The 21,794-nt window shown below is 72.9% G+C and carries 22 protein-coding genes; 11 read left to right on the top strand and 11 right to left on the bottom strand.

Features of this window, described 5'->3' with window-relative positions; all coding sequences use genetic code 11:
- Positions 1-7: 7 nt before the first annotated feature.
- Both ACWD11_RS15425 and ACWD11_RS15420 read right to left on the bottom strand, forming a co-directional pair.
- Entirely contained in the window at positions 8-922 is a 915-nt protein-coding gene (locus ACWD11_RS15425; RefSeq protein WP_451283408.1) for an LLM class F420-dependent oxidoreductase, read from the bottom strand.
- Positions 919-2,145: an amidohydrolase family protein gene (locus tag ACWD11_RS15420; RefSeq protein ID WP_389418212.1), complete on the bottom strand. Its 1,227-nt coding sequence runs from the start codon at positions 2,143-2,145 to the stop codon at positions 919-921. Before ACWD11_RS15420 ends, ACWD11_RS15425 begins: the two co-directional genes overlap by 4 nt.
- Before the next feature lie 202 nt (positions 2,146-2,347).
- Here ACWD11_RS15420 and ACWD11_RS15415 point away from each other — a divergent pair, with 202 nt between their 5' ends.
- Together ACWD11_RS15415 and ACWD11_RS15410 are read left to right on the top strand one after the other, a co-directional pair.
- On the top strand, positions 2,348-5,320 hold the full coding sequence (locus ACWD11_RS15415) for an AfsR/SARP family transcriptional regulator (protein WP_389418211.1): 2,973 nt from the start codon (positions 2,348-2,350) through the stop codon (positions 5,318-5,320).
- Positions 5,321-5,580: 260 nt separating this feature from the next.
- Positions 5,581-5,781 (top strand): hypothetical protein, encoded by a 201-nt coding sequence (locus ACWD11_RS15410; RefSeq protein WP_389418210.1) that lies wholly within the window; start codon positions 5,581-5,583, stop codon positions 5,779-5,781.
- 85 nt (positions 5,782-5,866) lie between these two features.
- Here the strand turns inward: ACWD11_RS15410 and ACWD11_RS15405 are convergent, their stop codons facing one another.
- Positions 5,867-6,514: a DUF5701 family protein gene (locus ACWD11_RS15405; RefSeq protein ID WP_451283405.1), complete on the bottom strand. Its 648-nt coding sequence runs from the start codon at positions 6,512-6,514 to the stop codon at positions 5,867-5,869.
- Positions 6,515-6,740: 226 nt separating this feature from the next.
- Here ACWD11_RS15405 and ACWD11_RS15400 point away from each other — a divergent pair, with 226 nt between their 5' ends.
- Positions 6,741-7,193, top strand: coding sequence for a phospholipase (locus ACWD11_RS15400; RefSeq protein WP_389418208.1), 453 nt, complete (start codon positions 6,741-6,743; stop codon positions 7,191-7,193).
- A gap of 46 nt (positions 7,194-7,239) precedes the next feature.
- Here ACWD11_RS15400 and ACWD11_RS15395 read toward each other — a convergent pair whose 3' ends face one another.
- On the bottom strand, positions 7,240-8,790 hold the full coding sequence (locus tag ACWD11_RS15395; RefSeq protein ID WP_451283403.1) for a FadD3 family acyl-CoA ligase: 1,551 nt from the start codon (positions 8,788-8,790) through the stop codon (positions 7,240-7,242).
- 85 nt (positions 8,791-8,875) lie between these two features.
- Between ACWD11_RS15395 and ACWD11_RS15390 the strand changes: the two genes are divergently transcribed.
- Genes ACWD11_RS15390 through ACWD11_RS15380 form a run of 3 tightly spaced genes read left to right on the top strand, consistent with a single transcriptional unit; the run spans position 8,876 to position 11,217 of the window.
- Positions 8,876-10,024, top strand: a complete 1,149-nt coding sequence (locus ACWD11_RS15390) for a lipid-transfer protein (RefSeq protein ID WP_451283401.1) — start codon at positions 8,876-8,878, stop codon at positions 10,022-10,024.
- A gap of 6 nt (positions 10,025-10,030) precedes the next feature.
- The gene (locus tag ACWD11_RS15385) at positions 10,031-10,447 is read left to right on the top strand and encodes a Zn-ribbon domain-containing OB-fold protein (protein ID WP_451283399.1); all 417 of its coding nucleotides are present in this window, start codon (positions 10,031-10,033) and stop codon (positions 10,445-10,447) included.
- Positions 10,444-11,217 carry an enoyl-CoA hydratase/isomerase family protein gene (locus ACWD11_RS15380; protein ID WP_389418204.1) on the top strand — a complete coding sequence of 258 codons (774 nt, stop codon included), beginning with the start codon at positions 10,444-10,446 and terminating at the stop codon, positions 11,215-11,217. The genes ACWD11_RS15385 and ACWD11_RS15380 overlap by 4 nt, the downstream gene beginning before the upstream one ends.
- Before the next feature lie 6 nt (positions 11,218-11,223).
- On the opposite strand, the gene ACWD11_RS15375 is transcribed toward ACWD11_RS15380, so the two are convergent.
- The 3 genes from ACWD11_RS15375 to ACWD11_RS15365 all read right to left on the bottom strand — a co-directional run bounded on the left by ACWD11_RS15375 (position 11,224) and on the right by ACWD11_RS15365 (position 15,110).
- Positions 11,224-11,727 carry a hypothetical protein gene (locus ACWD11_RS15375; protein ID WP_451283397.1) on the bottom strand — a complete coding sequence of 168 codons (504 nt, stop codon included), beginning with the start codon at positions 11,725-11,727 and terminating at the stop codon, positions 11,224-11,226.
- Positions 11,728-11,890: 163 nt separating this feature from the next.
- Complete coding sequence (locus ACWD11_RS15370) at positions 11,891-14,227, bottom strand: outer membrane protein assembly factor BamB family protein (protein WP_389418202.1); 2,337 nt, start codon at positions 14,225-14,227, stop codon at positions 11,891-11,893.
- 163 nt (positions 14,228-14,390) lie between these two features.
- Positions 14,391-15,110 (bottom strand): VOC family protein, encoded by a 720-nt coding sequence (locus ACWD11_RS15365; RefSeq protein ID WP_389418201.1) that lies wholly within the window; start codon positions 15,108-15,110, stop codon positions 14,391-14,393.
- Positions 15,111-15,244: 134 nt separating this feature from the next.
- Between ACWD11_RS15365 and ACWD11_RS15360 the strand changes: the two genes are divergently transcribed.
- The gene (locus ACWD11_RS15360) at positions 15,245-15,880 is read left to right on the top strand and encodes a TetR family transcriptional regulator (RefSeq protein ID WP_451283535.1); all 636 of its coding nucleotides are present in this window, start codon (positions 15,245-15,247) and stop codon (positions 15,878-15,880) included.
- A 98-nt stretch (positions 15,881-15,978) separates the two neighbouring features.
- Here the strand turns inward: ACWD11_RS15360 and ACWD11_RS15355 are convergent, their stop codons facing one another.
- Positions 15,979-16,431 (bottom strand): Lrp/AsnC family transcriptional regulator, encoded by a 453-nt coding sequence (locus tag ACWD11_RS15355; protein WP_250071985.1) that lies wholly within the window; start codon positions 16,429-16,431, stop codon positions 15,979-15,981.
- 82 nt (positions 16,432-16,513) lie between these two features.
- Between ACWD11_RS15355 and ACWD11_RS15350 the strand changes: the two genes are divergently transcribed.
- Positions 16,514-17,119: a LysE family translocator gene (locus ACWD11_RS15350; RefSeq protein ID WP_451283394.1), complete on the top strand. Its 606-nt coding sequence runs from the start codon at positions 16,514-16,516 to the stop codon at positions 17,117-17,119.
- Positions 17,120-17,165: 46 nt separating this feature from the next.
- Here ACWD11_RS15350 and ACWD11_RS15345 read toward each other — a convergent pair whose 3' ends face one another.
- Together ACWD11_RS15345 and ACWD11_RS15340 are read right to left on the bottom strand one after the other, a co-directional pair.
- Entirely contained in the window at positions 17,166-17,642 is a 477-nt protein-coding gene (locus ACWD11_RS15345; protein WP_451283392.1) for a nitroreductase family deazaflavin-dependent oxidoreductase, read from the bottom strand.
- Positions 17,639-19,123 carry an acyl-CoA dehydrogenase family protein gene (locus ACWD11_RS15340; RefSeq protein ID WP_451283390.1) on the bottom strand — a complete coding sequence of 495 codons (1,485 nt, stop codon included), beginning with the start codon at positions 19,121-19,123 and terminating at the stop codon, positions 17,639-17,641. Before ACWD11_RS15340 ends, ACWD11_RS15345 begins: the two co-directional genes overlap by 4 nt.
- A 79-nt stretch (positions 19,124-19,202) precedes the next feature.
- Here ACWD11_RS15340 and ACWD11_RS15335 point away from each other — a divergent pair, with 79 nt between their 5' ends.
- Entirely contained in the window at positions 19,203-20,354 is a 1,152-nt protein-coding gene (locus ACWD11_RS15335) for a thiolase C-terminal domain-containing protein (protein WP_389418197.1), read from the top strand.
- Here the strand turns inward: ACWD11_RS15335 and ACWD11_RS15330 are convergent.
- Positions 20,351-20,635 (bottom strand): hypothetical protein, encoded by a 285-nt coding sequence (locus tag ACWD11_RS15330; protein ID WP_451283388.1) that lies wholly within the window; start codon positions 20,633-20,635, stop codon positions 20,351-20,353. The two genes, ACWD11_RS15335 and ACWD11_RS15330, sit on opposite strands and share 4 nt — an antisense overlap.
- Before the next feature lie 43 nt (positions 20,636-20,678).
- On the opposite strand from ACWD11_RS15330, the gene ACWD11_RS15325 reads away from it, so the two are divergent.
- Both ACWD11_RS15325 and ACWD11_RS15320 read left to right on the top strand, forming a co-directional pair.
- On the top strand, positions 20,679-21,104 hold the full coding sequence (locus tag ACWD11_RS15325) for a pyridoxamine 5'-phosphate oxidase family protein (RefSeq protein WP_389418195.1): 426 nt from the start codon (positions 20,679-20,681) through the stop codon (positions 21,102-21,104).
- A gap of 10 nt (positions 21,105-21,114) precedes the next feature.
- Positions 21,115-21,774 carry a pyridoxine/pyridoxamine 5'-phosphate oxidase gene (locus tag ACWD11_RS15320; protein ID WP_389418194.1) on the top strand — a complete coding sequence of 220 codons (660 nt, stop codon included), beginning with the start codon at positions 21,115-21,117 and terminating at the stop codon, positions 21,772-21,774.
- Positions 21,775-21,794 lie beyond the last annotated feature (20 nt).

The raw sequence follows: 21,794 nt of genomic DNA, 5'->3' as shown, positions 1-21,794 counted from the left end.
CGACTCCTCACAGGTGGGGTCCTACGCCGGCGCCGAACGCCGCGATCTGGTCGATGAGTTCACCGCGGCTCCGGCTGCGGAACCGCACCTGTATCTGGTCCACGCCCATCGCCCGGTACGCCCTCAGGGACTCGGCCAGCTCGTCCGGGCCGCCGGTGAGCGTGCGGCGGCCGACGTGCCAGGCGGGGGTGCCGACGTAGAGGGGTTCGACGATGGCACCGATGGTGAAGGGGGCCTCGATCCCGGCCTGTTCGCGCAGCTGCCGGATCCGGGCGATCTGCTGGGGCAGCCGGTCCCGGGGGTCCCCCTGGGGCAGCCAGCCGTCCCCCTTGAGCGCGGCCCGGCGCACGGCGGGGGGCGAGGAGCCGCCGACCCAGAGCGGGACGCGCTCCTGGGCGGGCCTGGGGAGCTGGCCGAGTCCTTCGAAGTCGTACAGCTTGCCGTGGTGCTCGGGGAACTCCTCCGGGCCGAGCGCGGCCCGCAGCGCGTCGATGGTCTCGTCGAGCACGGCACCCCGGCGGCGGAAGTCCACCCCCAGCGCGGTGAACTCCTCCTCCACGTGTCCGGCGCCGACCCCGAGGAGCAGGCGTCCGCCGGAGAGGTGGTCGAGGGTGGCGTACTGCTTGGCGGTGAGCAGGGGGTGGCGCAGGCCGACCACGGCGATGTGGCTGAGCAGCCGTACCCGCTCGGTGACGGCGGCGAGATGAGCGAGGGTGGCGACGGGGTCGTACCAGACCGTGCTCATCGCGGGCGCGAGGCGGCGCGGGACGGCGACGTGGTCGCAGCAGGCGAGGTAGCCGAAGCCGGCGCACTCCGCCGCGCGGGCGACGGCGAGCAGGTCCGCGGGCCCGGCATCGGCTTCCCAGGGCTCGGCGTACAGGGTGCTCTGGGACTGGACCGGGAGCTGGATTCCGTACCTCACGGCGACCAGAGCCCGTCCGGGGTGAGCTGGAGCAGCTCGATCGCGTTGCGCCGTACGATCCGCTCGACGACGTCCGCGTCCAGGTGCCCCATCTGCGCCTCGCCGACCTCACGGGACTTGGGCCAGGTGGAGTCGGAGTGCGGGTAGTCGGTCTCGTAGAGCACGTTGCCGACGCCGATGGAGTCGAGGTTGCGCAGCCCGAAGGCGTCGTCGAAGAAGCAGCCGTAGACATGGCCGGCGAACAGCTCGGACGGCGGCCGGTGCACCTTGTCGGCGACCCCGCCCCAGCCCCGGTTCTCCTCCCACACCACGTCCGCGCGTTCCAGGATGTAGGGGATCCACCCGATCTGCCCCTCGGCGTACATCACCTTGAGGTTCGGGAAGCGCTCGAACTTGCCGCTCATCAGCCAGTCGACCATGGAGAAGCAGCAGTTGGCGAAGGTGATGGTGGAGCCGACCGCGGGCGGGGCGTCCGCGGAGGTGGAGGGCATCCGGCTGCTGGAGCCGATGTGCATGGCGACGACCGTGCCGGTCTCGTCGCAGGCGGCGAGGAAGGGGTCCCAGTCGTCGGTGTGGACGGAGGGGAGTCCGAGGTGCGGGGGTATCTCGGAGAAGGCCACGGCCCGTACCCCGCGGGCGGCGTTGCGCCGTACCTCCGCCGCCGCCAGCTCGGCGTCCCACAGCGGGATGAGGGTGAGCGGCACGAGCCGCCCCTCCGCCTGGGGGCCGCACCACTCCTCCACCATCCAGTCGTTGTACGCCCGCACGCACAGCAGCCCCAGCTCGTGATCGTCCGCCTCCGTGAAGGTCTGGCCGCAGAAGCGCGGGAAGGTGGGGAAGCAGAGGGCCGACTGGACGTGGTTGACGTCCATGTCGGCGAGGCGGGCGGGCACGTCGTACGACCCCGGCCGCATCTGCTCGTAGGTGATGATCTCCAGCTTGATCTCGTCGCGGTCGTAGCCCACGGCGGTGTCGAGCCGGGTGAGGGGCCGCCGCAGGTCCTCGTAGACCCACCAGTCGCCGATCGGGCCGTCGTCGCCCGGCTCGCCCATGACGGGCTTGAAGCGGCCCCCGAGGAAGGTCATCTCCTTCAGCGGGGCACGGACGACGCGGGGCCCGATGTCCAGGTACTTCTTCGGGAGCCGGTCCTGCCACACCTGCGGGGGCTCCACCGTGTGGTCGTCGACGGAGATGATCCGGGGAAGGGTCGGTTTGGTCTCCATGGGCCTCACGGTAGCGCCGATCTGACGGTGCGTCAGCTCTCGTGCGGGGGGCCGGCGCCGAGCGGAACTGTGCGACGAGGTTGTGAGGGCCTTGTGGTGTACCGCACGTCTGGTTGTGAGTGGCGTCTCGCACGGCTGACGCATCCGCCATGAACAAGGCAAACTGGCCTGCGTTGTCAGGACGTTCTCCGGGGGGACGGCGATGGACGGTGTACCGCGGGTGCCGGAGCAGCGGCGTGGCGGCTCGCAGGGGCCGGTGGCGCTGCGGTTCGGCGTGCTCGGACCGGTGCGCGCCTGGCGCGGGGAGGAGCTGCTGAACACCGGCTCCCCCCAGCAACGCGCCCTGCTCGCGGCCCTGCTGCTGCGGGAGGGCCGTACGGCCACGGCGGCGGAGCTGATCGACGCCCTGTGGGGCGAGGAACCGCCGTCCCAGGCACTGGCGGCGCTGCGGACGTACGCCTCCAGGCTGCGCAAGGTGCTGGACCCCGGCGTGCTGGCCAGCGAGTCCGGCGGCTACGCGGTCCGGGGCCTCGGGGACGGCGCGCTCGACCTGTCGCTGGCCCAGGAGTGGGCGACGGAGGCGGAGAAGGCGCGCGGGGCCGGGGACCTGTGCCACGCCCGTGACGTGCTGAACCGGGTGCTGGCGCTGTGGGACGGCGAACCGCTGGCGGGCGTCCCCGGGCCCTACGCCGAGGCGCAGCGCGTCCGCCTGGAGGAATGGCGGCTCCAACTCTTGGAGTCCCGCCTGGACATGGACCTGGAACAGGGCTGCCACGCGGAGGCGGTCTCGGAGCTGACGGCGCTCACCGCCGCCCACCCGCTGCGTGAGCGCCTGCGCGAGCTGCTGATGCTGGCGCTGTACCGCTCCGGGCGCCAGGCGGAGGCGCTGGCGGTGTACGCGGACACCCGGCGTCTGCTGGCCGACGAGCTGGGCGTGGACCCGAGGCCGGGGCTGCGGGAGCTCCAGCAGCGCATCCTCCAGGCGGACCCGGGTCTCGCGGAACCCTCCGCGCCGCTCGCGGAACCGTCCGTGGTCCCGGTCCGCCCGGCCCAGCTCCCGGCCACCGTCCCCGACTTCACCGGCCGCTCGGCCTTCGTGTCCGAGCTGAGCGCGGTGCTGGCGTCGGCGGAGGGCCGGGTGATGGCGGTGTCGGCGCTGGCCGGGATCGGCGGGGTGGGCAAGACGACGCTGGCGGTGCACGTGGCCCATCAGGCGAAGGGCGCGTTCCCGGACGGTCAGCTGTACGTGGACCTCCAGGGGGCGGGGGCGCGGGCGGCGGACCCGGAGACGGTCCTGGGGTCGTTCCTGCGGGCCCTGGGCACGGCGGACTCGGCGATCCCGGACTCCCTGGAGGAGCGGGCGGCCCTGTACCGCTCGGTCCTGGACGGCCGGCGGGTGCTGGTGCTGCTGGACAACGCGCGGGACGCGGCGCAGGTGCGGCCGCTGCTGCCCGGCACCTCGGGGTGCGCGGCGCTGGTGACGTCCCGGGCCCGGATGGTGGACCTGGCCGGCGCGCACCTGATCGACCTGGACGTGATGTCCCCCGACGAGGCGCTGTCGCTGTTCACGCGGATCGTGGGCGAGGAGCGGGTGGCGTCGGAGCGCGAGGCGGCGCTGGACGTGGTGGCGGCGTGCGGCTTCCTGCCGCTGGCGATCCGTATCGCGGCCTCCCGGCTGGCGGCCCGGCGCACCTGGACGGTGTCGGTACTGGCGGCGAAGCTGGCGGACGAGCGGCGCCGGCTGGACGAGCTCCAGGCGGGCGACCTGGCGGTGAAGGCGACCTTCGAGCTGGGCTACGGCCAGCTGGAACCGGCCCAGGCCCGCGCCTTCCGGCTGCTGGGCCTGGCGGACGGCCCGGACATCTCGCTGGCGGCGGCCGCGGCGGTGCTGGACCTTCCGGTGGAGAAGACGGAGGACCTGCTGGAGTCCCTGGTCGACACGTCCCTCCTGGAATCGGCGGCCCCGGGCCGCTACCGCTACCACGACCTGGTCCGCCTCTACGCGCGTGCCTGCGCGGAACGGGACGAACAGCCACCGAGCGAGGGGGGCGCGGCGCTGTCGCGGCTGCTGGACTTCTATCTGGCGACGGTCGGCGAGGTGTACCTGATCGAGCGGCCCGGGGACCGGCTGGTGGACCACCTGGAGCAGAGCCGGTACCCGGGGCTGACGTTCGAGACGCGGCGGGCCGCGCAGGACTGGTTGTACTCGGAGGCCGTGTGCCTGCTGGCCTGTGTCCGTCAGGCCGCGCGGACGGGGGCGCTGCGTCGCGCCGTCGACGTGCTCTGGGCCGCGGTGGACCTGGCGGAGTCGGGGGCCAACTCCAAGGAGTACGAGGCGGTCGCCGCGCTGCTGCGGAACGCGGCACGGGAAGCCGGGGATCCGCACGCGGAGGGGCGCGCCCTGACCGAGCTGGCCTTCGTGCACCACATCTCCGGCAGCCGGTTCGACGTGGCTCTCCAGGAGGCGCAGGAGGCGGTCCAGTTGGCCGCCGCCGCCGGTGATCCGCTCACCGGCTGCTGGGCCGCCAACATCAGCGGGGTGGTCGCGCTGTACCAGAACCGGCACGAGGAGGGCGAGGCGTACTTCACCCGCGCCATCGACGACTTCCGGGCTCTGGGCGACCGGCCCGGCGAGGCGAGCGCGCTGTGCAACCTGTCGCGGATCCACCTGGCCACCGGCCGCACGGCGAGCGCGGTGGCGCTGGCCCGGCAGGGCGCGGCCATGTACGACAGCATGGGGCACGCGCTGAAGGGCGCCAACGGCCGGTACGCGCTCGGTCTGGCGCTGACCCAGAGCGGGCAGCTGAACGACGCGGCGGGCTGCCTGCACCAGGCCCTTCAGGTGTTCCGGGACAGCCGGCAGCGGCTGTGGGAGGGCATGACCCTGTTCCGTCTCGCCGAAGTGGACATCGCCGCCCGGCGGCCCGCTCAGGGTGCCGCCAACGCCGAGATCGCGCTGACCGTGCTGCGCGGCATCGGCGGGGAGTGGCGGCGGGGGAACGTGCTCACCGTGCTCGGACGCGCCCTGAACGGCATCGGCCAGCTCGACCGGGCCCGGGTGTGCTGGCGCGAGGCCCTGGACATCTTCGAGGCGCTGGGCGCCCCGGAGGCGGACGGGGTCCGGGCTCTGCTGACTCCGCCGGCGGTGGTCTGCCGCCCGGGTGCGGGTCCCTGAGGCTGGGTGCGGGTTCCTGCGGCTGGGTGCGGGTCCCTGAGCCCCGTTGCAGGCCCGGGAAGGGACGTTCATCGTTCGTTTATCGCCGCCCGGCAGTCTCAGTGATGTCGGGCCGTCGCGTCGGGGGGCAGACGGAACGACCGGGGCCGAGACCCTTAGGGTGAACCGGCCCTGCAAGATCCGCCCGGCAGTCCACGGGGGAGCTGCCGGGCGGATCTTGTACTTCCGGACCACGTTCTTTCTTGCAGGGGAGCAAGCGAATGACCGAAGAGACGAGCACCGAGAACGTCCACGCCACCGGCGAGCCGACCGGCGACGCCACGACGGACAACGTCCACGCCACCGGCGAGCCGATCACCACCAAGAACGTGCACGCCACCAGCGAGCCGCTCAAGCTCAAGGCCGAGGCCACGGGCGACGCGTCCACGGAGAACGTCCACGCCACGGACAACCCGGCCTGACGGCCGAACCACAGCACGTTTCCCGCAGGGGGATCGGCCGCGGCGGCGCGGAGGGGGAGCCGTCGCGGCCGAGGTGCGTGCGGGGCTAGGACGTACGGGCGGCTGCCGAGCCGAAGCCCAGCCAGGTGTGGCGGTTGCCCCACCAGCACCAGCCGACCTTGGGGGCGTTGCGGCGCTCCTTGCCGTCCCGGCCCGTGCCGTTGCTGATCCAGATCGCCGGGGTACGGGCGTCCAGCGTGCCGTTGGGCTTGCGCAGGCGCGAGCCGATGGTCATGAAGCAGTGGTTGCGCTCCAGGACGGCCGGCTGCTGGAGGATCCAGTGGATGCCCTCGGTGAGCACCAGCGGACTGCGGCCCCGCCCGGTGAGCGCGGGAAGCGCCTCCTCCGGGCTCCAGTTCGCCATGTCGTCGCCGCGGTCCACGCCGTGGACCAGATAGAGCGGGGCATCCGGCAGTTCGACGGCGCACGGAGTGAACTCGTCGACGTCCGGCATGTCGGTGACGACGAACCCGGGCTTGCCGTCGCGGACCAGGAGCGGGGCGAGGACCGAGGCGGGGGCGCGGTCGGGGTGGACGGCCAGCAGGGCGCTCTCGGCGCCCTCGGCCTTCTTGGCGAAGGCCCGCATCTCGTCCGCGGTGATCCCCGCGGACGCGTGCACGCCGAGTTCGATCAGACGCTCCGCCTGCGTCACGAGCCCCGGCAGGACCACAGAGCTGTCGGTGGAAGAGGGCAAGGTACTCCTCGAGTCGGAAGGATCAGGTCGGCTCGGGTCAAACGACGGACGGCGGACCTTTGTTCCCGCGCACTCGGTCCTTCCGTTCACCACCTGATCACCCTTCACCTCTCCGCGTTCGCAAGCTATTTGGTCCCGCCCGGTGTGAACGCGCATAGAACGTGAGCATCCTCATGACATGAACCTGCCTCCCGACAGTCGGGCGGCAGCCTCATGGAGGTGTGGGATGCACCGCAGACTCGGTACCGCACTGGCAACCTCGTCCCTCGCGTTCGTCACCGCCGTCGCCACCGCGACCGCGGCCGACGCCGCTCCCGCCGACAAGCCGCAGGTCCTGTCCAGCTGGACGCAGACCAGCGCGAGCAGCTACAACGCGTGGGCCTCCGCCCGGGCCAACCAGGGCGCCTGGTCGGCCTACGGCTTCGACTGGTCCACCGACTACTGCTCCACCTCGCCGGACAACCCCTTCGGCTTCCCGTTCCAGATGTCCTGCGCCCGCCACGACTTCGGCTACCGCAACTACAAGGCCGCCGGCACCTTCAGCGCCAACAAGTCCCGCCTGGACAGCGCCTTCTACGAGGACCTCAAGCGCGTCTGCAACAACTACGGCGGCGCCACCAAGACCGCCTGCAACAGCACCGCCTGGACCTACTACCAGGCGGTCCGCGCCTTCGGCTGAGCCCGGCCCGCCCGCCCGCACGCACGCACGCACCAGGGACGCCGGATCACGTCTCCGGCGTCCCCCGCAGCGCTCTCTTGAGGGTCTTCCCGCTCGCGTTCCGCGGCAGCCGCGCCACGAACTCCACCGACCGCGGCACCTTGTAGTTCGCCATCTCCCGGCGCGCCCAGGCCATCAGGTCGTCCGCCGTCAGGACGGAACCGGCCCGCCGGACCACGTACGCCCGCCCCACCTCGCCCAGCCGCGCGTCGGGCACCCCGACCACCGCCACGTCCGCCACATCCGGGTGCAGGCCCAGGAGTTGCTCGATCTCCGCCGGATACGCGTTGAAGCCGCCGACGATGTACATGTCCTTGATGCGGTCGGTCACCCGGAGGTTGCCCCCCGCGTCCAGGACGCCCACGTCCCCCGTCCGCAGCCAGCCGTCCGGCGTCAGCGCCTGCGCCGTGGCCGCCGCGTCCTGCCAGTACCCGCGCATCACGTTGAACCCACGGACCAGGATCTCCCCCGGCTCCCCGAACGGCGCCGCCACCCGCACCTCGGTGCCCGGGATCGCCCGGCCCGACGTCGAGGCGATCACCGCCGGGTCGTCCCCCCGGCGGCACATCGTCACGATCCCGCTCGCCTCCGACAGGCCGTAGGCGGTCAGCACGGTGGCCACGCCCAGCTCCGAGCGGAGCCGTTCCACCAGCCGCAGCGGGACCACCGCCGCCCCCGTCACCACCAGCCGCAGCGCCGAGAGGTCGAAGGCCCCACGGGCGGGGTGGTCCAGCAGGGACTGCAGCAGCGTGGGCGGGCCCGGTAGCACCGAGACTCCCTCCGCCGCCACGTTCGCCAGCACGGTGTCCACGTCGAACACCGGCTGCGGGATCATCGTCGCCCCGCGCATCAGACAGGCGATGACCCCGGCCTTCCAGCCGAAGGTGTGGAAGAAGGGGTTCACGATCAGATAGCGGTCGCCCGGCCGAAGGCCCGCCAGGTCGCTCCAGACCTCGTACGCCCGCAGGGTCTGGCCGTGCGTGATCACCGCCCCCTTCGGGCGGCCCGTCGTACCGGAGGTGTAGACGATGTCCGACGGCGACGACGGGCCCAGGCCCACCGGGTCACCCGCCCGCCCTTCCCCGCCGGCCAGGAAGTCCTTCCAGGTCAGGAAGGACTCCGGCGCGTCGTCCGCCAACACCACCACCCGCTCCAGCGCGGGCAGCGACGCCAGGCCCGCCCGCCGCAGCGAGGCCACGTACGACGTCCCCAGGAAGCTCCCCGTCACGAACAGCAGCCGCGCCCCGCTGCGCCGCAGCACGTCCGCCGCCTCCGCCCCCTTGAACCGGGTGTTCAGCGGCACCAGCACCGCTCCCGCCGACACCGCGCCCAGCGCCGCCACGATCCAGTCCAAGGAGTTCGGCGCCCAGATCGCCACCCGGTCGCCCGGCCGGACCCCGTGCGCGAGGCACGCCGCCGTCGACCGCGAGACCCGCTCGCCCAGTTCGGCGTAGGAGATCCGGGTACGGCCCTCCACCACCGCCTCGGCGCCCGCGTACCGCTCGGCCGCATACCGGACGAGCCCAGCGATGCTGCCCCACTCCACGTCACCGCGCACTACAGCCTCCCCGCCACTAGCTGACTGCCCGTCAGATTAGCTATAACCTGACGACCTGTCAGGGGCGCCGAACGGGAGGGGCAGCATGGCCGGGATCAAGGACGCCACCGCCATCGTGGGCATCGGGCAGACCGCCTTCGCCAGGCAACTCCCCGCGGACGAGCGCACCCTCGCCTGCCGGGCCGTCCTCGCCGCGCTCGACGACGCCGGGATCGCACCGGGCGAGGTGGACGCGCTCGCCTCCTACACCATGGAGGAGACGGACGAGGTGGAGCTGGCCAAGGCGGTCGGCCTCGGTGACCTCACCTTCTTCAGCAAAGTCGGCTACGGCGGCGGCGGTTCGTGCGCCACCGTCGCCCACCTCGCCGCCGCCATCGCGGCCGGCCAGGCCACGGTCGGCGTCGCCTGGCGCTCCCGCAAACGCGGCAGCGGACCCAGACCCTGGACCAACACCGACGTCCAACTCCCCACGCCCGCACAGTGGACGCGACCCTTCGGGCTGCTGCGCCCGGTCGACGAGATAGCCATGCTGGCGCGCCGCCACATGCACGAGTACGGCACCACCCGCGACCACCTCTTCAACGTCGCCCTCGCCTGCCGCAACCGCGCCAACCAGAACCCCGCCGCGATCATGTACGACCGCCCGCTCACCCGCGAGATGTACATGACCTCCCGCTGGATCAGCGAACCGCTCTGCCTGTACGACAACTGCCTGGAGACGGACGGCGCGCTGGCCTGTGTCGTCACCACCGGGGAACGGGCCCGAGACTGCGCCCGCAAGCCCGTCTACGTCCACTCCGCCGCCCAGGGCCTGCCCGCCCAGCACCACGGCATGGTCAACTACTGGAACGACGACCCCCTCACCGGCCCCGCCTGGACCGCCGCCCGGCACCTGTGGAAGCACGCCGACCTCACCCCGCAGGACATCGACGTCGCCCAGATCTACGACGCCTTCACCCCGCTCGTCCCGCTCTCCCTGGAGGGCTACGGCTTCTGCGCACGCGGGGAGGGCGGGGCGTACACCGAGGGCGGCGCCCTGGAGATCGGCGGACGGCTCCCCCTCAACACCGGGGGCGGCGGCCTCTCCGAGGCGTACGTCCACGGCTTCAACCTCATCACCGAAGGCGTCAAGCAGCTCCGCGGCACCAGCACCGCCCAGGTCCCCGGCGCCGCCACCTGCCTGGTCACCGCCGGTGAGGGCGTGCCCACCTCCGCGCTGCTCCTGAGGAGTTGATCCAGGATGCTCACCCCCGTCACCGACGCCGACGGCGCCCCCTTCTGGCGATACGCCGCCCGGGGCGAACTCCGCGTCCAGACCTGCGCCGACTGCGCCGAGCCCCGCTTCCCGCCCCGGCCGTGCTGCCCGCACTGCCAGTCCTTCGCGAGCCGGTGGCGGCCCGTGAAGGGACACGGCCGCATCTGGTCCTACGTCGTCCCGCACCCGCCCCTGCTGCCCGAGTACGCGGCGCTGGCCCCGTACAACGTGGTGCTCGTCGAGCTCGTCGACGCGCCCCGGATCCGCCTGGTCGGCAACCTCGTCGGCCGGGCCGGTGAGCCGCTCGGCTCCCTGCCGCCGGACCGGCTGCGCATCGGGGCCCGGGTGCAGGCCGTCTTCGCTCCCGGCGGGCTGCCGCAGTGGGTTCCGGAGCGGCCGTGAACCTGCGCGTCTCCGCCGACCGGGACACCGGCGTCGCGGTCGTCACCCTGAACCGGCCCGACCGGCTCAACGCCATCGACCTCGCCACGGCACGGGAACTCGCCGACACCTGGCGGGCGTTCCGCTTCGACGACTCGGTGCGCGCGCTCGTCCTCACCGGCGCCGGGGAGCGGGCCTTCTGCACCGGGATCGACCGGGATGCCGTGGTGGAGCAGCCGAACTCGCCGTACATGCAGGACGATCCGCTGCTGAGGATCGGGCCCAAGTCCAACGACCTGTGGAAGCCGGTCGTCGCGGCGGTGCGGGGGATGGCCTGCGGCGGGGCCTTCTATCTGCTGGGCGAGTGCGACTTCGTGATCGCCGACCCCACGGCCGCCTTCTTCGATCCGCACACCACCTACGGCATGGTCAGCGCCTACGAGTCGGCGCTGATGGCGCAGCGGATGCCCGCGGGCGAGGTGGCGCGGATGATGCTCATGGGCACCGCCGAGCGGATCTCCGCCCGGCGGGCCCACGAGGTGGGTCTGGTCTCCGAACTCACGGAGGACGGCGGCCACTTGCCAGCCGCACTGGAGTGCGCCCGCGTGATCGCCGGTTACCCCGCCGAGGCCGTCCAGGGCACCGTCCGTGCCCTGTGGGCGGCCCAGGAGGCGGCCCGCGCCCCGGCCTTCGCCCAGGCCCCGCACCTCATCGCGCTCGGCAACGCGCCCGCCGAGCGGCAGGCGGAGCTGTTCGCGGGGCGGCGGACCGGGAGCCCCCGGGTGAGGTGAGGGCCGTCAGCCGGTCGTGCCGGGCATCAGCTCGGCCTCGCAGTGGTCGATCCGGGCCGCCACGGCCGCGTCGGGAAGGCCGACCTGGACGGTCACCGTCTCGTTCGCCGGGACGACCTCGTCCACGGTGGCCAGATCCACCACGGCGGCCTGGGCGTCCAGGAAGTGGACGACGACGGTGACCTGGTCGCTGACACCGCCCGGGTTGGTGACCTCGACGACCGCGTACGGGTCGACCTCGGTCGCGCAGCTCACCAGCTCCACCGTGGTGTCCTGCGCCGCCTCGGCGGAACCGGAGCCACCCGAGCCGGAGCCGTCGTAGTCGTCGTAGTCGTCGTCCTGACGCGAGGACGAACTGTCGTGGTCCTGGCCGGAGCTGCTGCACCCGCCGCCCGAGTCACCGTCCCCGCCGCTGCCGCCGGTGCCCCGGCCCGACGAGAAACCCGTCAGCGCCAGAACCACCATCGCCGTCACCGCTGCGTACTTGAGCCTGCGCCCCCGAAGATCCATACGTCGACCCTACTGACCGCCTGTCACGACCATGTCACCGCGTGGCGACCAGGTCGTCCCCGGCGTAGCGTCGGGGTGGAGGGCGGCGTCCCGGCCGCTCCCGGCAGCGGCGGCCGCCGTCCGGACTCCCTTCCGTGCGCCGGTACGACGGCCGTCCCCCGCCTCACGCCGTACGTGCGGTGCCCGTGCCCTTCTCCGCGTCCAGCGCGTACACGCACCGGTCCTTGCTGCACGCGTACACCACCCCGTCCCGCACCAGGGGCGAGCCGGTGATCTCGCCACCGGTCGCCAGCTTCCAGCGCAGCCGGCCGTCGTCGGCCTTGAGGGTGTAGAGCAGATGGTCGGTGGAGCCGAAGTGGATACGGCCCTCGGCCACCGACGGCGCCCCCACGATCTCCCCGCCCGCCTGGAAGCGCCACTTCGGCGTTCCGGTGACCGCGTCCAGCGTGTACAGCCCCTTGCCGCTGCCCACGTGCACATGGCCCGCGGCCACCAGTACCGGCTCGATGGAGGATCTGGACTCGGTCGCGATCCGCCAGCGGTCGCGGCCGTCGGTCGCGTCCAGGGCGTACACCGTGCCGAGGTAGTCGGCGAGGTACACGCCGCCGCCGGTCACCGCCGGGCCGGGCACGAAGGCCGGCGGGCAGAGGAAGACCGCCGGTGCCTCGAAGTGCCAGCGGACCTGCCCCGAGGTGACGTCGAGCGCCAGGACCCGGGTGCCCGCGGAGACGTAGACATAGCCGTCCACCGCCTGCGAGACCCGGACCGGGACACCGCCGCAGGACGCCGCGTCGCCGATGGGGTACGACCAGCGCTCGTCACCCGTACGGGCGTCCAGGGCGCGCAGCCGGGCGTCCTGCCAGACGTAGACCGTGCCCTCGTGCAGGGCGGGGCCCGCCTCGGGGGACTCGAAGTCGGTCTGGGCGCCGGTCAGCTCCCACAGCTTCTGTCCGGTGGACGCCTCCCAGCCCTGCACCCCGCCCCCGCGGGTGCCGGTGACGACGGTGCCGCGTTCGGCCTTCAGGGAGTAGACCCAGGCGTCCGTCGGCAGCCGCCACAGGTCACCGCCCTCCCGGCAGTCCAGGGCGAAGAGGGTGGGCCCGTCGGAGGCGTGGATACGGCCGTCCGCGACCGCCATCGACCAGGCGACGTCCCTCGTCTTGAAGCGGCGGCGGCCGGTGCCGACGTCCAGCGCGTGCACCTCGAAGGAGGTGACGTAGACCAGGTCGCCGGAGACCGCGGGCGTGCCCCACACGTCGTTGGACATGCGGAACCGCCAGGGGCGCCAGCCGCTCGCCGTCTCCGGGGGCGCGGCCGGCGCGGGAGGCACGGCCGGGCCCACGGCCGCGTCGGTGCCGTTGACCCCGGGGCGCGGCTTGGACCAGGAGGCGACCAGGCCGGCCTCCGGCGGCGGTGCCTTCACGGCGGCGGCGCGGGCGTCGGCGACGCGCGGTCCCGGTCCGATCGGGACCTGGGCGCCCGCCAGGCGCACCGGGCCGGTGTCGGGGGCACCGGCCGGGACGGGGGGCGCGTGCGGGGGCGGGGGCGGCACCGCGCGGCCGGCGCTGCGGCCCGAGGCGGCGGGGCCGGGCTTGGCCGGCGGGCGGCCGTTGCGGCGGGCCTCGATCAGGCTCACCGCCCGCTCGGGCAGCCACGCCGACGCCGTACCGCTGTCGTCCGAGCCGGAGCCGAAGAGGTGGGGTGCGAGCTGGGCCTGGAGGTCGGCCGGGTTGGGGCGGGCGGTCGCCTCCATCTGCATGCAGGACTCGATGAGCGGGCGCAGTTCGTCCGGGAGGCCTTCGAGGTCCGGGCCCTCCCGGAGCAGCATGAAGACCGTCTCCACCGGGTTGGCGCCGTGGAAGGGCGGATGGCCCGTGGCCGCGAAGACCAGCATCGAGCCCAGCGAGAAGACATCGCTCGCGCCCGTGACGCTGCGGGAGTCCTTCGCCTGCTCGGGGGACATGTAGGCGGGGGTGCCCACGGCGACGTTCGTCATCGTCAAACGGGTGTTCGAGACACCGGAGGCGATCCCGAAGTCGATCACCCGGGGGCCGTCCTCGACGACGAGGACGTTGGAGGGCTTGAGGTCGCGGTGGACCAGGCCGGCGCCGTGGATCGACTGCAGCGCCTCCGCCACGCCCGCCGCCAGCCAGCGCACCGCCTGGGCCGGCAGGGGCCCGCACTCGTTCACTATCTCCTCGAGGGAGGGCGCGGGGACGTACGCGGTGGCCAGCCACGGCACGGCGGCGCGCGGGTCGGCGTCGACCACGGCCGCGGTGTAGAAGCCGGAGACGGCCCGGGCCGCCTCGACCTCGCGCGTGAAGCGGACGCGGAAGAGCTGGTCCTCGGCGAGCTCCGTGCGGACCGTCTTGATCGCCACCCGCCGACCGGACGCCGAGCGCGCGAGATAGACCAGCCCCATGCCGCCGGCCCCCAGCCGTCCCAGCACCTCGAACGGCCCGATACGCCGCGGATCGTGCTGTGTCAGCTGATCCACCACTTGCCTGCCACCTCCCCGTACGGGCCGCGTCACCCACGTATGTACGCGGCCCCGTGCAGCGTCTCACCACCGCACCGCCATGGCGGCACGCACCCCGATTCTTCCTGTACGCGGGCACGGTTGCGAACCCGGGGGCAGATCGGGGTGTCTTCGGACAAAAACCTCAGTTCGAGCGCTCGAGCAGCGCGAACGACGCCCCCTGATTGTCGGTGACGACGGCCACCGTGCCGTACGACGTCTCAAAGGGTGGAGCCTGGACCCGTCCGCCCAGTCGCCGCACGGCTTCCACGGCCTCCGCGCAGTCCCGTACGGCGAAGTGGACGAGGAAGTGGGGCGGCATCTCGGCGGGGAAGACGTCGGAGACCGGGGCGCGGCCGAAGTCCGGCTCGGCACCGGGGCCGAACAGTGCCTCGTGGAAGAGGTCGCCGTAGAAGTCGTTGGCGGCCTCGGTGTCCCGGGCGTACAGCTCGGCCCAGGCGAAAGTGCCGGGTTCACGGCGGCGCCCGAAGCCGGGGTGGCTGCCCGCCTGCCAGAGGCCGAAGACGGCGCCCTCCGGGTCGGTGACCAGGGCGGTCACCCCGTCCCCGGCACCGGCCTCGACGGGCGCGGTGACGATCTGGCCGCCCGCCTCCCGGATCCGCCGGACCAGCGCCCGGGCGTCGGGGGTGGCGAAGTGGACCGTCCAGACGGTCGGCATCCGTCCGTCCGTCTTGGGGACGAGGGCCGCGACCGGCTCCCCGTCCTTGAGCGCATATCCCCGCTCGTCGAAGCTCCATCCGAAGAGCTCACCGTAGAACCGCTTGCCCGCCTCGACGTCGGGGAGCTGGGCGTCCACCCAGCAGGGGACGCCCTCGACATACCCGGATGCCCTGTTTTCGGCCATGTCGCCAAAGTAACGGCCCCTTGTGCACGCCGCAGACCAGGCACACCAGCCTCCCCGCGGCCGGGCACCCCATTTGCAGTCGGCCGAATCGCGCTCCGATCACCCCTCGGTAAGCTGACGACATGACAGGACAAGTGCGTACCGTCGACGGCCGCGTGGCCGGCCGGCGTGGGCAGGCGACCCGGCAGAAGCTGCTCGACTGCCTCAGCGAGATGCTCAGCTCCTCTCCCTACCGGGACGTCAAAGTCATCGATGTCGCCCGGAAGGCGGGCACTTCGCCCGCCACCTTCTACCAGTACTTCCCGGACGTCGAGGGCGCCGTCCTGGAGGTCGCCGAGCAAATGGCCGCGGAGGGCGCCGGGTTGACCGAGCTGCTCGCGGGGCGGTCGTGGGTCGGCAAGTCCGGCTGGCAGACCGCGCAGGAACTCGTCGACGGATTCCTGGAATTCTGGCGGAAGAACGACGCGATCCTGCGCGTGGTGGACCTCGGCGCCGCCGAGGGAGACAAGCGCTTCTACAAGATCCGGATGAAGATCCTCAACTCGGTGAACAACTCCCTCGCGGACGCGGTCGCGGAGCTGCAGGCCAAGGGCAAGGTCGACAAGGACGTCAACCCGGCCGCGGTGGCGGGTTCGCTCGTCGCGATGCTCGCGGCGGTGGCCTCGCACCAGAAGGGCTTCCAGACCTGGGGCGTCAAGCAGGCCGAACTCAGGCCCAATCTGGCCCTGTTGGTGCACCTGGGCGTGACCGGCAAGAAGCCGTCCAAGTAGCGGCCCCGGAACCCTTTCAGGTCTCTGTAGGCCCCACGTCCTGTCTGGCAGGCGGCAGTTCATCCCGGTGGGCACCGGGTGAACCGCCGCCTGCCGTGCTATGCGGGCAGCGGCCGGTCGCGGACGACGTGCTTCATCACCAGCGTCGAGGTCAGCCGCTGCACCCCGGGCAGGGTGGCGAGGCGCTCGTCGTACAGCCGCTGGAAGGCGGCGAGGTCGGCGGTGGCCACTCGGAGCAGGTAGTCCGGCTCCCCGAACAGCCGCTGGGCGTCCAGGACGTGCTCGATCTCCCCGATGGCCCGCTCGAACCCGGCGACGGTGTCCCGGTCCTCCTGCCGCATCGAGACGAAGACCAGCGCCTCGAAGGTGAGCCCCACGGCCGTCGGCTCCACGACGGCCCGGTAGCCGCTGATCGCCCCCGACCGCTCCAGCTCGCGCAGCCGCCGGTGGCAGGGCGAGACGCTCAGCCGCACCCGCCCGGCCAGCTCGGTCACGGTCAGCCGTCCGTCCTGCTGAAGCTCGGCAAGAATTTTCCGGTCCACGTCGTCCATGGGGCAAATCTTCCCTCATACCCCGAGGTATCGAGCAAACTTCGACAACACTTTCGGGCCATTTCCGCCTAATCTCCCCAGCATGGACTCCGGAACCCTCCTCTCCTTCCTCGCGCTCGACCTGCTGCTGGTCTGTGTGCCGGGCGCCGACTGGGCGTACGCGATCTCGGCGGGGCTGCGCGGCGGCTCGGTGACGCGGGCCGTGGGAGGTCTGGTGAGCGGGTACGCCCTGCACACCGTGCTGGCGGCCGCCGGGCTCGCCGTCCTGGTCGCGGGTTCGCCCGCGCTGCTGACCGGGCTGACGGTGGCCGGGTCGGCGTATCTGGTGTGGCTGGGGTGGAGCGTGTTGCGCCGGCCGGGGGTGCCCGGGGCGGCGGCCGGGACCGGGGACCGGGTGTTCCTGCGCGGGGCGATGATCAGCGGGCTGAACCCGAAGGGGCTGCTGCTGTACCTGTCGGTGCTGCCGCAGTTCCTCGTCACAAACGGCAGCCGGGTGCCGGTGCCCGCGCAGACCGCCGCGCTCGGGCTGCTCCACATGGTGTGCTGCGCCGCCGTCTACCTCGCGGTCGGCCTCGGCGCCCGCGCGCTGCTCGGCGCCCGCCCGGCGGCGGCCCGGGCGGTCACCCGGACGTCCGGGGCGGCGATGCTGGGGATCGGCGCGTTCCTGCTGGTCCAGCACACCCTGTGAGTCCCTGGAGCTATGAGTCTCCCTGGGGCTATGAGTCTCCCTGGGGCTATGAGTCTTTCGGTACGAGTCTGAAGAGCCGGATCTCCCGCTCCACCCGTGCCTGATACGTGGCGTAGGGCGGCCAGAAGGCCAGCACCGCCTGCCAGGCGGCCGCCCGCTCCTCGCCCTGGAGCAGCCGCGCGGTCACGGGGATGTCGGCGCCCTTCCAGTTGATCTCGGCGTCGGGACGGGCGAGCAGGTTGGCGGTCCAGGCGGGATGGCCGGTCCGGCCGAAGTTGGAGCCGACGAGGATCCAGGTCCCCTTCTCCGGCTCCGGCATGCAGGCGAGCGGGGTCCGGCGGGGCAGTCCGCTGCGGGCGCCGGTGGAGGTCAGGATCACCCCGGGCAGCAGCCGGGCGCTGAGCAGCACCCGGCCCCGGGTGAGCCGGTGCACGGCACGGTCCAGCGCCGGGACCACATGCGGGGCGACCCGGGCGAAGCCGCGCGTGGAGGACACCTTCTGCACCAACCGGACGCCGATCACACCCGCACCTCCCGCTTCCCGAAGAGCCGCGCCGCCCGGGCCGCGTGCGCCCGCAGCCGGTGCACCGGCCCGAACAGCAGCTCGTCGCCCGCGGCGCGCTTGAAGTACAGGTGAACGTCATGCTCCCAGGTGAAACCAACGCCTCCGTGCAACTGGACAGCCTCCCCCGCGGCACCCCGCAAGGCCTCCAGCGCCTGGGCCAGGGCGAGCGCGCCTACGGGGTCATGGGGGGCGAAGGAGGGGGTGGGGGCGTGGAGGCTGGGCCCGTCGGCGGAGGCCCGGAGCCCGGGTCCGTTGACGGGGGCACGGAGCCCGGACCCGTCGGCGGAGGCGCGGAGGCCGGTGGTGGGCCCGGCGACGGCTCCCCCATCGGCGGACGCGGGCCCGCCACCGGCCACCCGGGCGGCGGCCAGGGCTTCGGGAGGTGGCCTCAGGCCGGAGGTCCAGGCGGCGTAGTAGGCAGCTGATCTGGCCGCCTGGACCTGGACGTACACATCGGCCAGGCGGTGTTTGACGGCCTGGAAGGAGCCGATCGGGCGGCCGAACTGCTCCCGGTGCTTCACATGCTCGACGGTCAGTTCCAGGACCCGGTCCGCGGCACCGACCGCCTCGCAGGCGAGAGCGGCGGCGGCGGTGTCGCCGAGGCGGGCCAGGGCGGCGAGCGTGTCGGCGCCCCCCTCGCCCAGCAACCGCGCCTCCACGTCCCGGAGTTGGAGCCGGGCGTGCGGCCGGGTGGCGTCCAGGGCGGTCTGCCGGGTCCGGACGAGCCCGTCGGCGTCCCCGCGGACCAGGAAGAGGTCGGTGCGGGAGCGGGCGAAGCCGCCGGTGCGGGCGGCGACGACGAGGAGCCCGGCGCTGTGGCCGTCGAGGACGTGTGAGATCTCCCCGTACAGTCGCCAGCCGTCACCGGCCGTCGCTCGGGCCCGCACACCGCAGGCCTGCCCGCCGCCGGCCGAGTCCCCGCTGTCGTCACCGTCGCGCGCGAAGGCGGCGCCCGGGGCGGCCAGGGCGGCGGGTGCAGGCCGGGCCTGTACACCCCCCGCTCGCCCGCCTCCGGCCCAGTCGCCGTCGTTGTCGCAGGTGAGCGCGAGTCCGGCGACGGGGGCCGCCAGGGCGGCGGTGAGGGATCCGGCGGCGATCCGGGGCAGCAGGTCGGCGCGCTGGTCGTCGGTGCCGAGGGCGAGGATCAGCGGGGCGGCGAGCACCGCGGTGGCGAGCAGGGGCGAGGGGGCGAGCAGGCGGCCCGTCTCCTCCATGGCCAGGGCCAGCTCGGCCGGCGTGCAACCGACTCCGCCGTAGCGCTCGGGGAGGGCGAGTCCCGGCAGGCCGAGCCGGCCGGCGAGGGCGGTCCACAGGGCGGGGTCGTGGCCCGCCGGGGTGTCGACGGCGGCCCGCAGTTCCTCCCGACCGCACCGCTTGCGGAGCAACTCGCGGAGCGTGCGGCGGATCTCGTCCTGTTCGGCGGTGAAACCGGCGTCCATCGCTGCCCCTTCCCTCCAGATCTGACGGTCCGTCATATTAGGAGGGCCGGATCGAGATGCCCAGAGGGAGAGCCCTGTCATGACTGCCGGGAAGCGGAAAGTCGCCGTGGTCGGGGTCGCCCTCTCCGACTGCGGCCGGCTGGACGACGCGACGCCCTACACCCTGCACGCCCAGGCGGCCCGCCGGGCGCTCGCGGACGCCGGCCTCGACCGCGCCCTGGTCGACGGCCTCGCGTCCGCCGGAACCGGCGTCCTCGCGCCGGTCGAGGTGGCCGAGTACCTGGGCCTGCGCCCCACCTGGGTCGACTCCACCTCGGTGGGCGGCTCGACCTGGGAGGTCATGGCGGCGCACGCGGCGGACGCGATAGCCGCGGGGCACGCGAACGCGGCCCTGCTGGTCTACGGCTCCACCGCCCGCGCGGACATCCGGGCGGGCCGCAGGACCGGCGACCTGTCCTTCGGCGCCCGGGGCCCGCTCCAGTTCGAGGCGCCGTACGGCCACACCCTCGTCGCCAAGTACGCGATGGCCGCACGCCGCCACATGATCGAATTCGGTACGACGATCGAGCAGTTGGCCGAGGTGGCGGTGCAGGCCCGGCAGCACGCGGCGCTGAATCCGCAGGCGATGTTCCGGGACCCGATCACGGTCGACGACGTCCTGTCGGGACCGATGATCGCGGACCCCTTCACCAAGCTGCACTGCTGCCTGCGGTCCGACGGCGGGGCGGCGGTGCTGCTGGCGGCCGAGGAGTACGTACGGGACTGCCGCACGGCGCCGGTGTGGGTGCTGGGGAGCGGCGAATGCGTCTCGCACGCGGCGATGTCCGAGTGGGAGGACTTCACGGTGTCACCGGCGGCGGTGAGCGGGCGGCTGGCGTTCCGGCGGGCGGGGGTACGGCCCGCCGAGATCGATGTGGCGCAGATCTACGACGCGTTCACCTACATGACGCTGGTGACGCTGGAGGATCTGGGGTTCTGCGCGAAGGGGGAGGGCGGAGCGTTCGTGCAGGCGCGGGAGCTGCCGGTGAACACGGACGGGGGCGGGCTGTCCGCCCAGCATCCCGGGATGCGAGGGCTGTTCCTGCTGGTGGAGGCGGTGCGGCAACTCCGCGGGGAGTGCGAGGCACGGCAAGTGCACGCCGCCGACGGGGGGTTGCCGCGCCTCGCTGTGGCGTCCGGGACGGGCGGGTGGTTCTGCTCGTCGGGAACGGTGGTGCTGGGGCGGGACTAGAACAGGGCGCGCGGGTCGGCGTGCAGGCGCTCGGCCAGGCGGACGGTGATGAACTCGTTGTCGTCCGCCTGGCCGGCCGTACGGCCGGAGGAGAAGGGGAAGTTGTTGTCGTTCAGCACGGCGAGGGTGCGGTCGTCGAGCAGGACGACGTCCTCGATCGTCTGGAACGGGTCGTGGTTCTTCTCATGGCGGGCACGGTAGGGACGCTCGGTGACGTACGGGTCAACGGCAGGCGACGCCGGCCGGTGGGGAACAGGTACCCGCCGGGCTTCGTTGTGCACCACAGCACAGGACGACTCGTCGATGCGCAGGAGGAGACCGAAGATGGCCCTGACCCGCGAAGAGCGCGAGCAATTCCTCGCCGAGCCCCATGTCGCCGCCCTCGCGGTGCACGCGGGAGAGGGGCGCGGCCCGCTGACCGTGCCGATCTGGTACCAGGTCGAGGACGACGGGCACGTCTGGATCATGACCGGGCTGGACTCGCGGAAGAACCAGCTGATCAGCGCGGCGGGCCGGTACTCGCTGATGGTGGACCGGCTGGAGCCGACGATCCGGTACGTGTCGGTGGAGGGCCCGGTCGTGGAGACGGTGCCCGCGACGATCGACGACCTGCGCGAGATCTCGGCGCGGTATCTGCCGCCGGACAAGGTCGACGGGTATGTCGACTTCGCCTGGAAGAACCACGGCGAGCAGGTGATCGTCCGGATGCGGCCCGAGCGTTGGGTCTCCTCGGACCTGGGAAACATCTGACAATCGGTGCATGGATCTTCATGAGCTGCTGAGGTCACTGCGGGTGTGGGACCCGGAGGTGACCGAGTTGCCGCCCTTCGACCCGGAGTCGGCGCCGGACGGGCCGCTGCCGCTGTTCGCGAGCTGGTTCGCGGACGCGGTGGCGGCGGGGCAGACCGAGCCGCACACCATGTCGCTGGCGACGTCGGACGAGGAGGGCAGGCCGGACGTACGGACCGTGATGCTGCACGGGGCGGACGCGGACGGCTGGTCCTTCGCGACGCACGCCGGCAGCCGGAAGGGACGGCAGCTCGCGGCACGGCCCTTCGCCGCGCTGGGCTTCTACTGGCCGGTGCTGGGGCGGCAGGTGCGCGTACGGGGGCCGGTGACGGCGGCCGCCTCGTCCGACAGCCAGGCCGATCTGCACGCCCGGTCGACGGGGGCGCTGGCGGCGGCCCTCACCGGTCGGCAGAGCGAAGTGCTGGGCTCGCTGGACGAGTTGGCGCGCGTCTCGGCCGAGTCCTGGGCGCGGGCCCAGCAGGAACCGGACGCCCCCGTCCCGACCTGGACCCTCTACCGCCTGCACCCGGAGGAAGTGGAGTTCTTCCAGGGCGAGCGGCAACGCCGGCACGTACGGCTGAACTACCGCCGTACGGAATCCGGTTGGGCCCGCGAACTGCTCTGGCCCTAGACCGAGAGGGCTAGGGCCAG

It is taken from the genome of Streptomyces sp. NPDC002776 (assembly GCF_053592195.1).
Note: the sequence above shows the minus strand (reverse complement) of the source record. Positions and strands in the feature narration are given on the sequence as shown.

What these genes read in the sequence shown, in the direction of transcription:
- ACWD11_RS15335 (WP_389418197.1), top strand. Translation starts at nt 19,203, where the DNA reads ATGACTGCCGGGAAGCGGAAAGTCGCCGTGGTCGGGGTCGCCCTCTCC.
- ACWD11_RS15365 (WP_389418201.1), bottom strand. Translation starts at nt 15,110, where the DNA reads ATGGCCGAAAACAGGGCATCCGGGTATGTCGAGGGCGTCCCCTGCTGG.
- ACWD11_RS15325 (WP_389418195.1), top strand. Translation starts at nt 20,679, where the DNA reads ATGGCCCTGACCCGCGAAGAGCGCGAGCAATTCCTCGCCGAGCCCCAT.
- ACWD11_RS15420 (WP_389418212.1), bottom strand. Translation starts at nt 2,145, where the DNA reads ATGGAGACCAAACCGACCCTTCCCCGGATCATCTCCGTCGACGACCAC.
- ACWD11_RS15350 (WP_451283394.1), top strand. Translation starts at nt 16,514, where the DNA reads ATGGACTCCGGAACCCTCCTCTCCTTCCTCGCGCTCGACCTGCTGCTG.
- ACWD11_RS15415 (WP_389418211.1), top strand. Translation starts at nt 2,348, where the DNA reads ATGGACGGTGTACCGCGGGTGCCGGAGCAGCGGCGTGGCGGCTCGCAG.
- ACWD11_RS15340 (WP_451283390.1), bottom strand. Translation starts at nt 19,123, where the DNA reads ATGGACGCCGGTTTCACCGCCGAACAGGACGAGATCCGCCGCACGCTC.
- ACWD11_RS15385 (WP_451283399.1), top strand. Translation starts at nt 10,031, where the DNA reads ATGCTCACCCCCGTCACCGACGCCGACGGCGCCCCCTTCTGGCGATAC.
- ACWD11_RS15355 (WP_250071985.1), bottom strand. Translation starts at nt 16,431, where the DNA reads ATGGACGACGTGGACCGGAAAATTCTTGCCGAGCTTCAGCAGGACGGA.
- ACWD11_RS15390 (WP_451283401.1), top strand. Translation starts at nt 8,876, where the DNA reads ATGGCCGGGATCAAGGACGCCACCGCCATCGTGGGCATCGGGCAGACC.
- ACWD11_RS15400 (WP_389418208.1), top strand. Translation starts at nt 6,741, where the DNA reads ATGCACCGCAGACTCGGTACCGCACTGGCAACCTCGTCCCTCGCGTTC.
- ACWD11_RS15410 (WP_389418210.1), top strand. Translation starts at nt 5,581, where the DNA reads ATGACCGAAGAGACGAGCACCGAGAACGTCCACGCCACCGGCGAGCCG.
- ACWD11_RS15320 (WP_389418194.1), top strand. Translation starts at nt 21,115, where the DNA reads ATGGATCTTCATGAGCTGCTGAGGTCACTGCGGGTGTGGGACCCGGAG.
- ACWD11_RS15375 (WP_451283397.1), bottom strand. Translation starts at nt 11,727, where the DNA reads ATGGATCTTCGGGGGCGCAGGCTCAAGTACGCAGCGGTGACGGCGATG.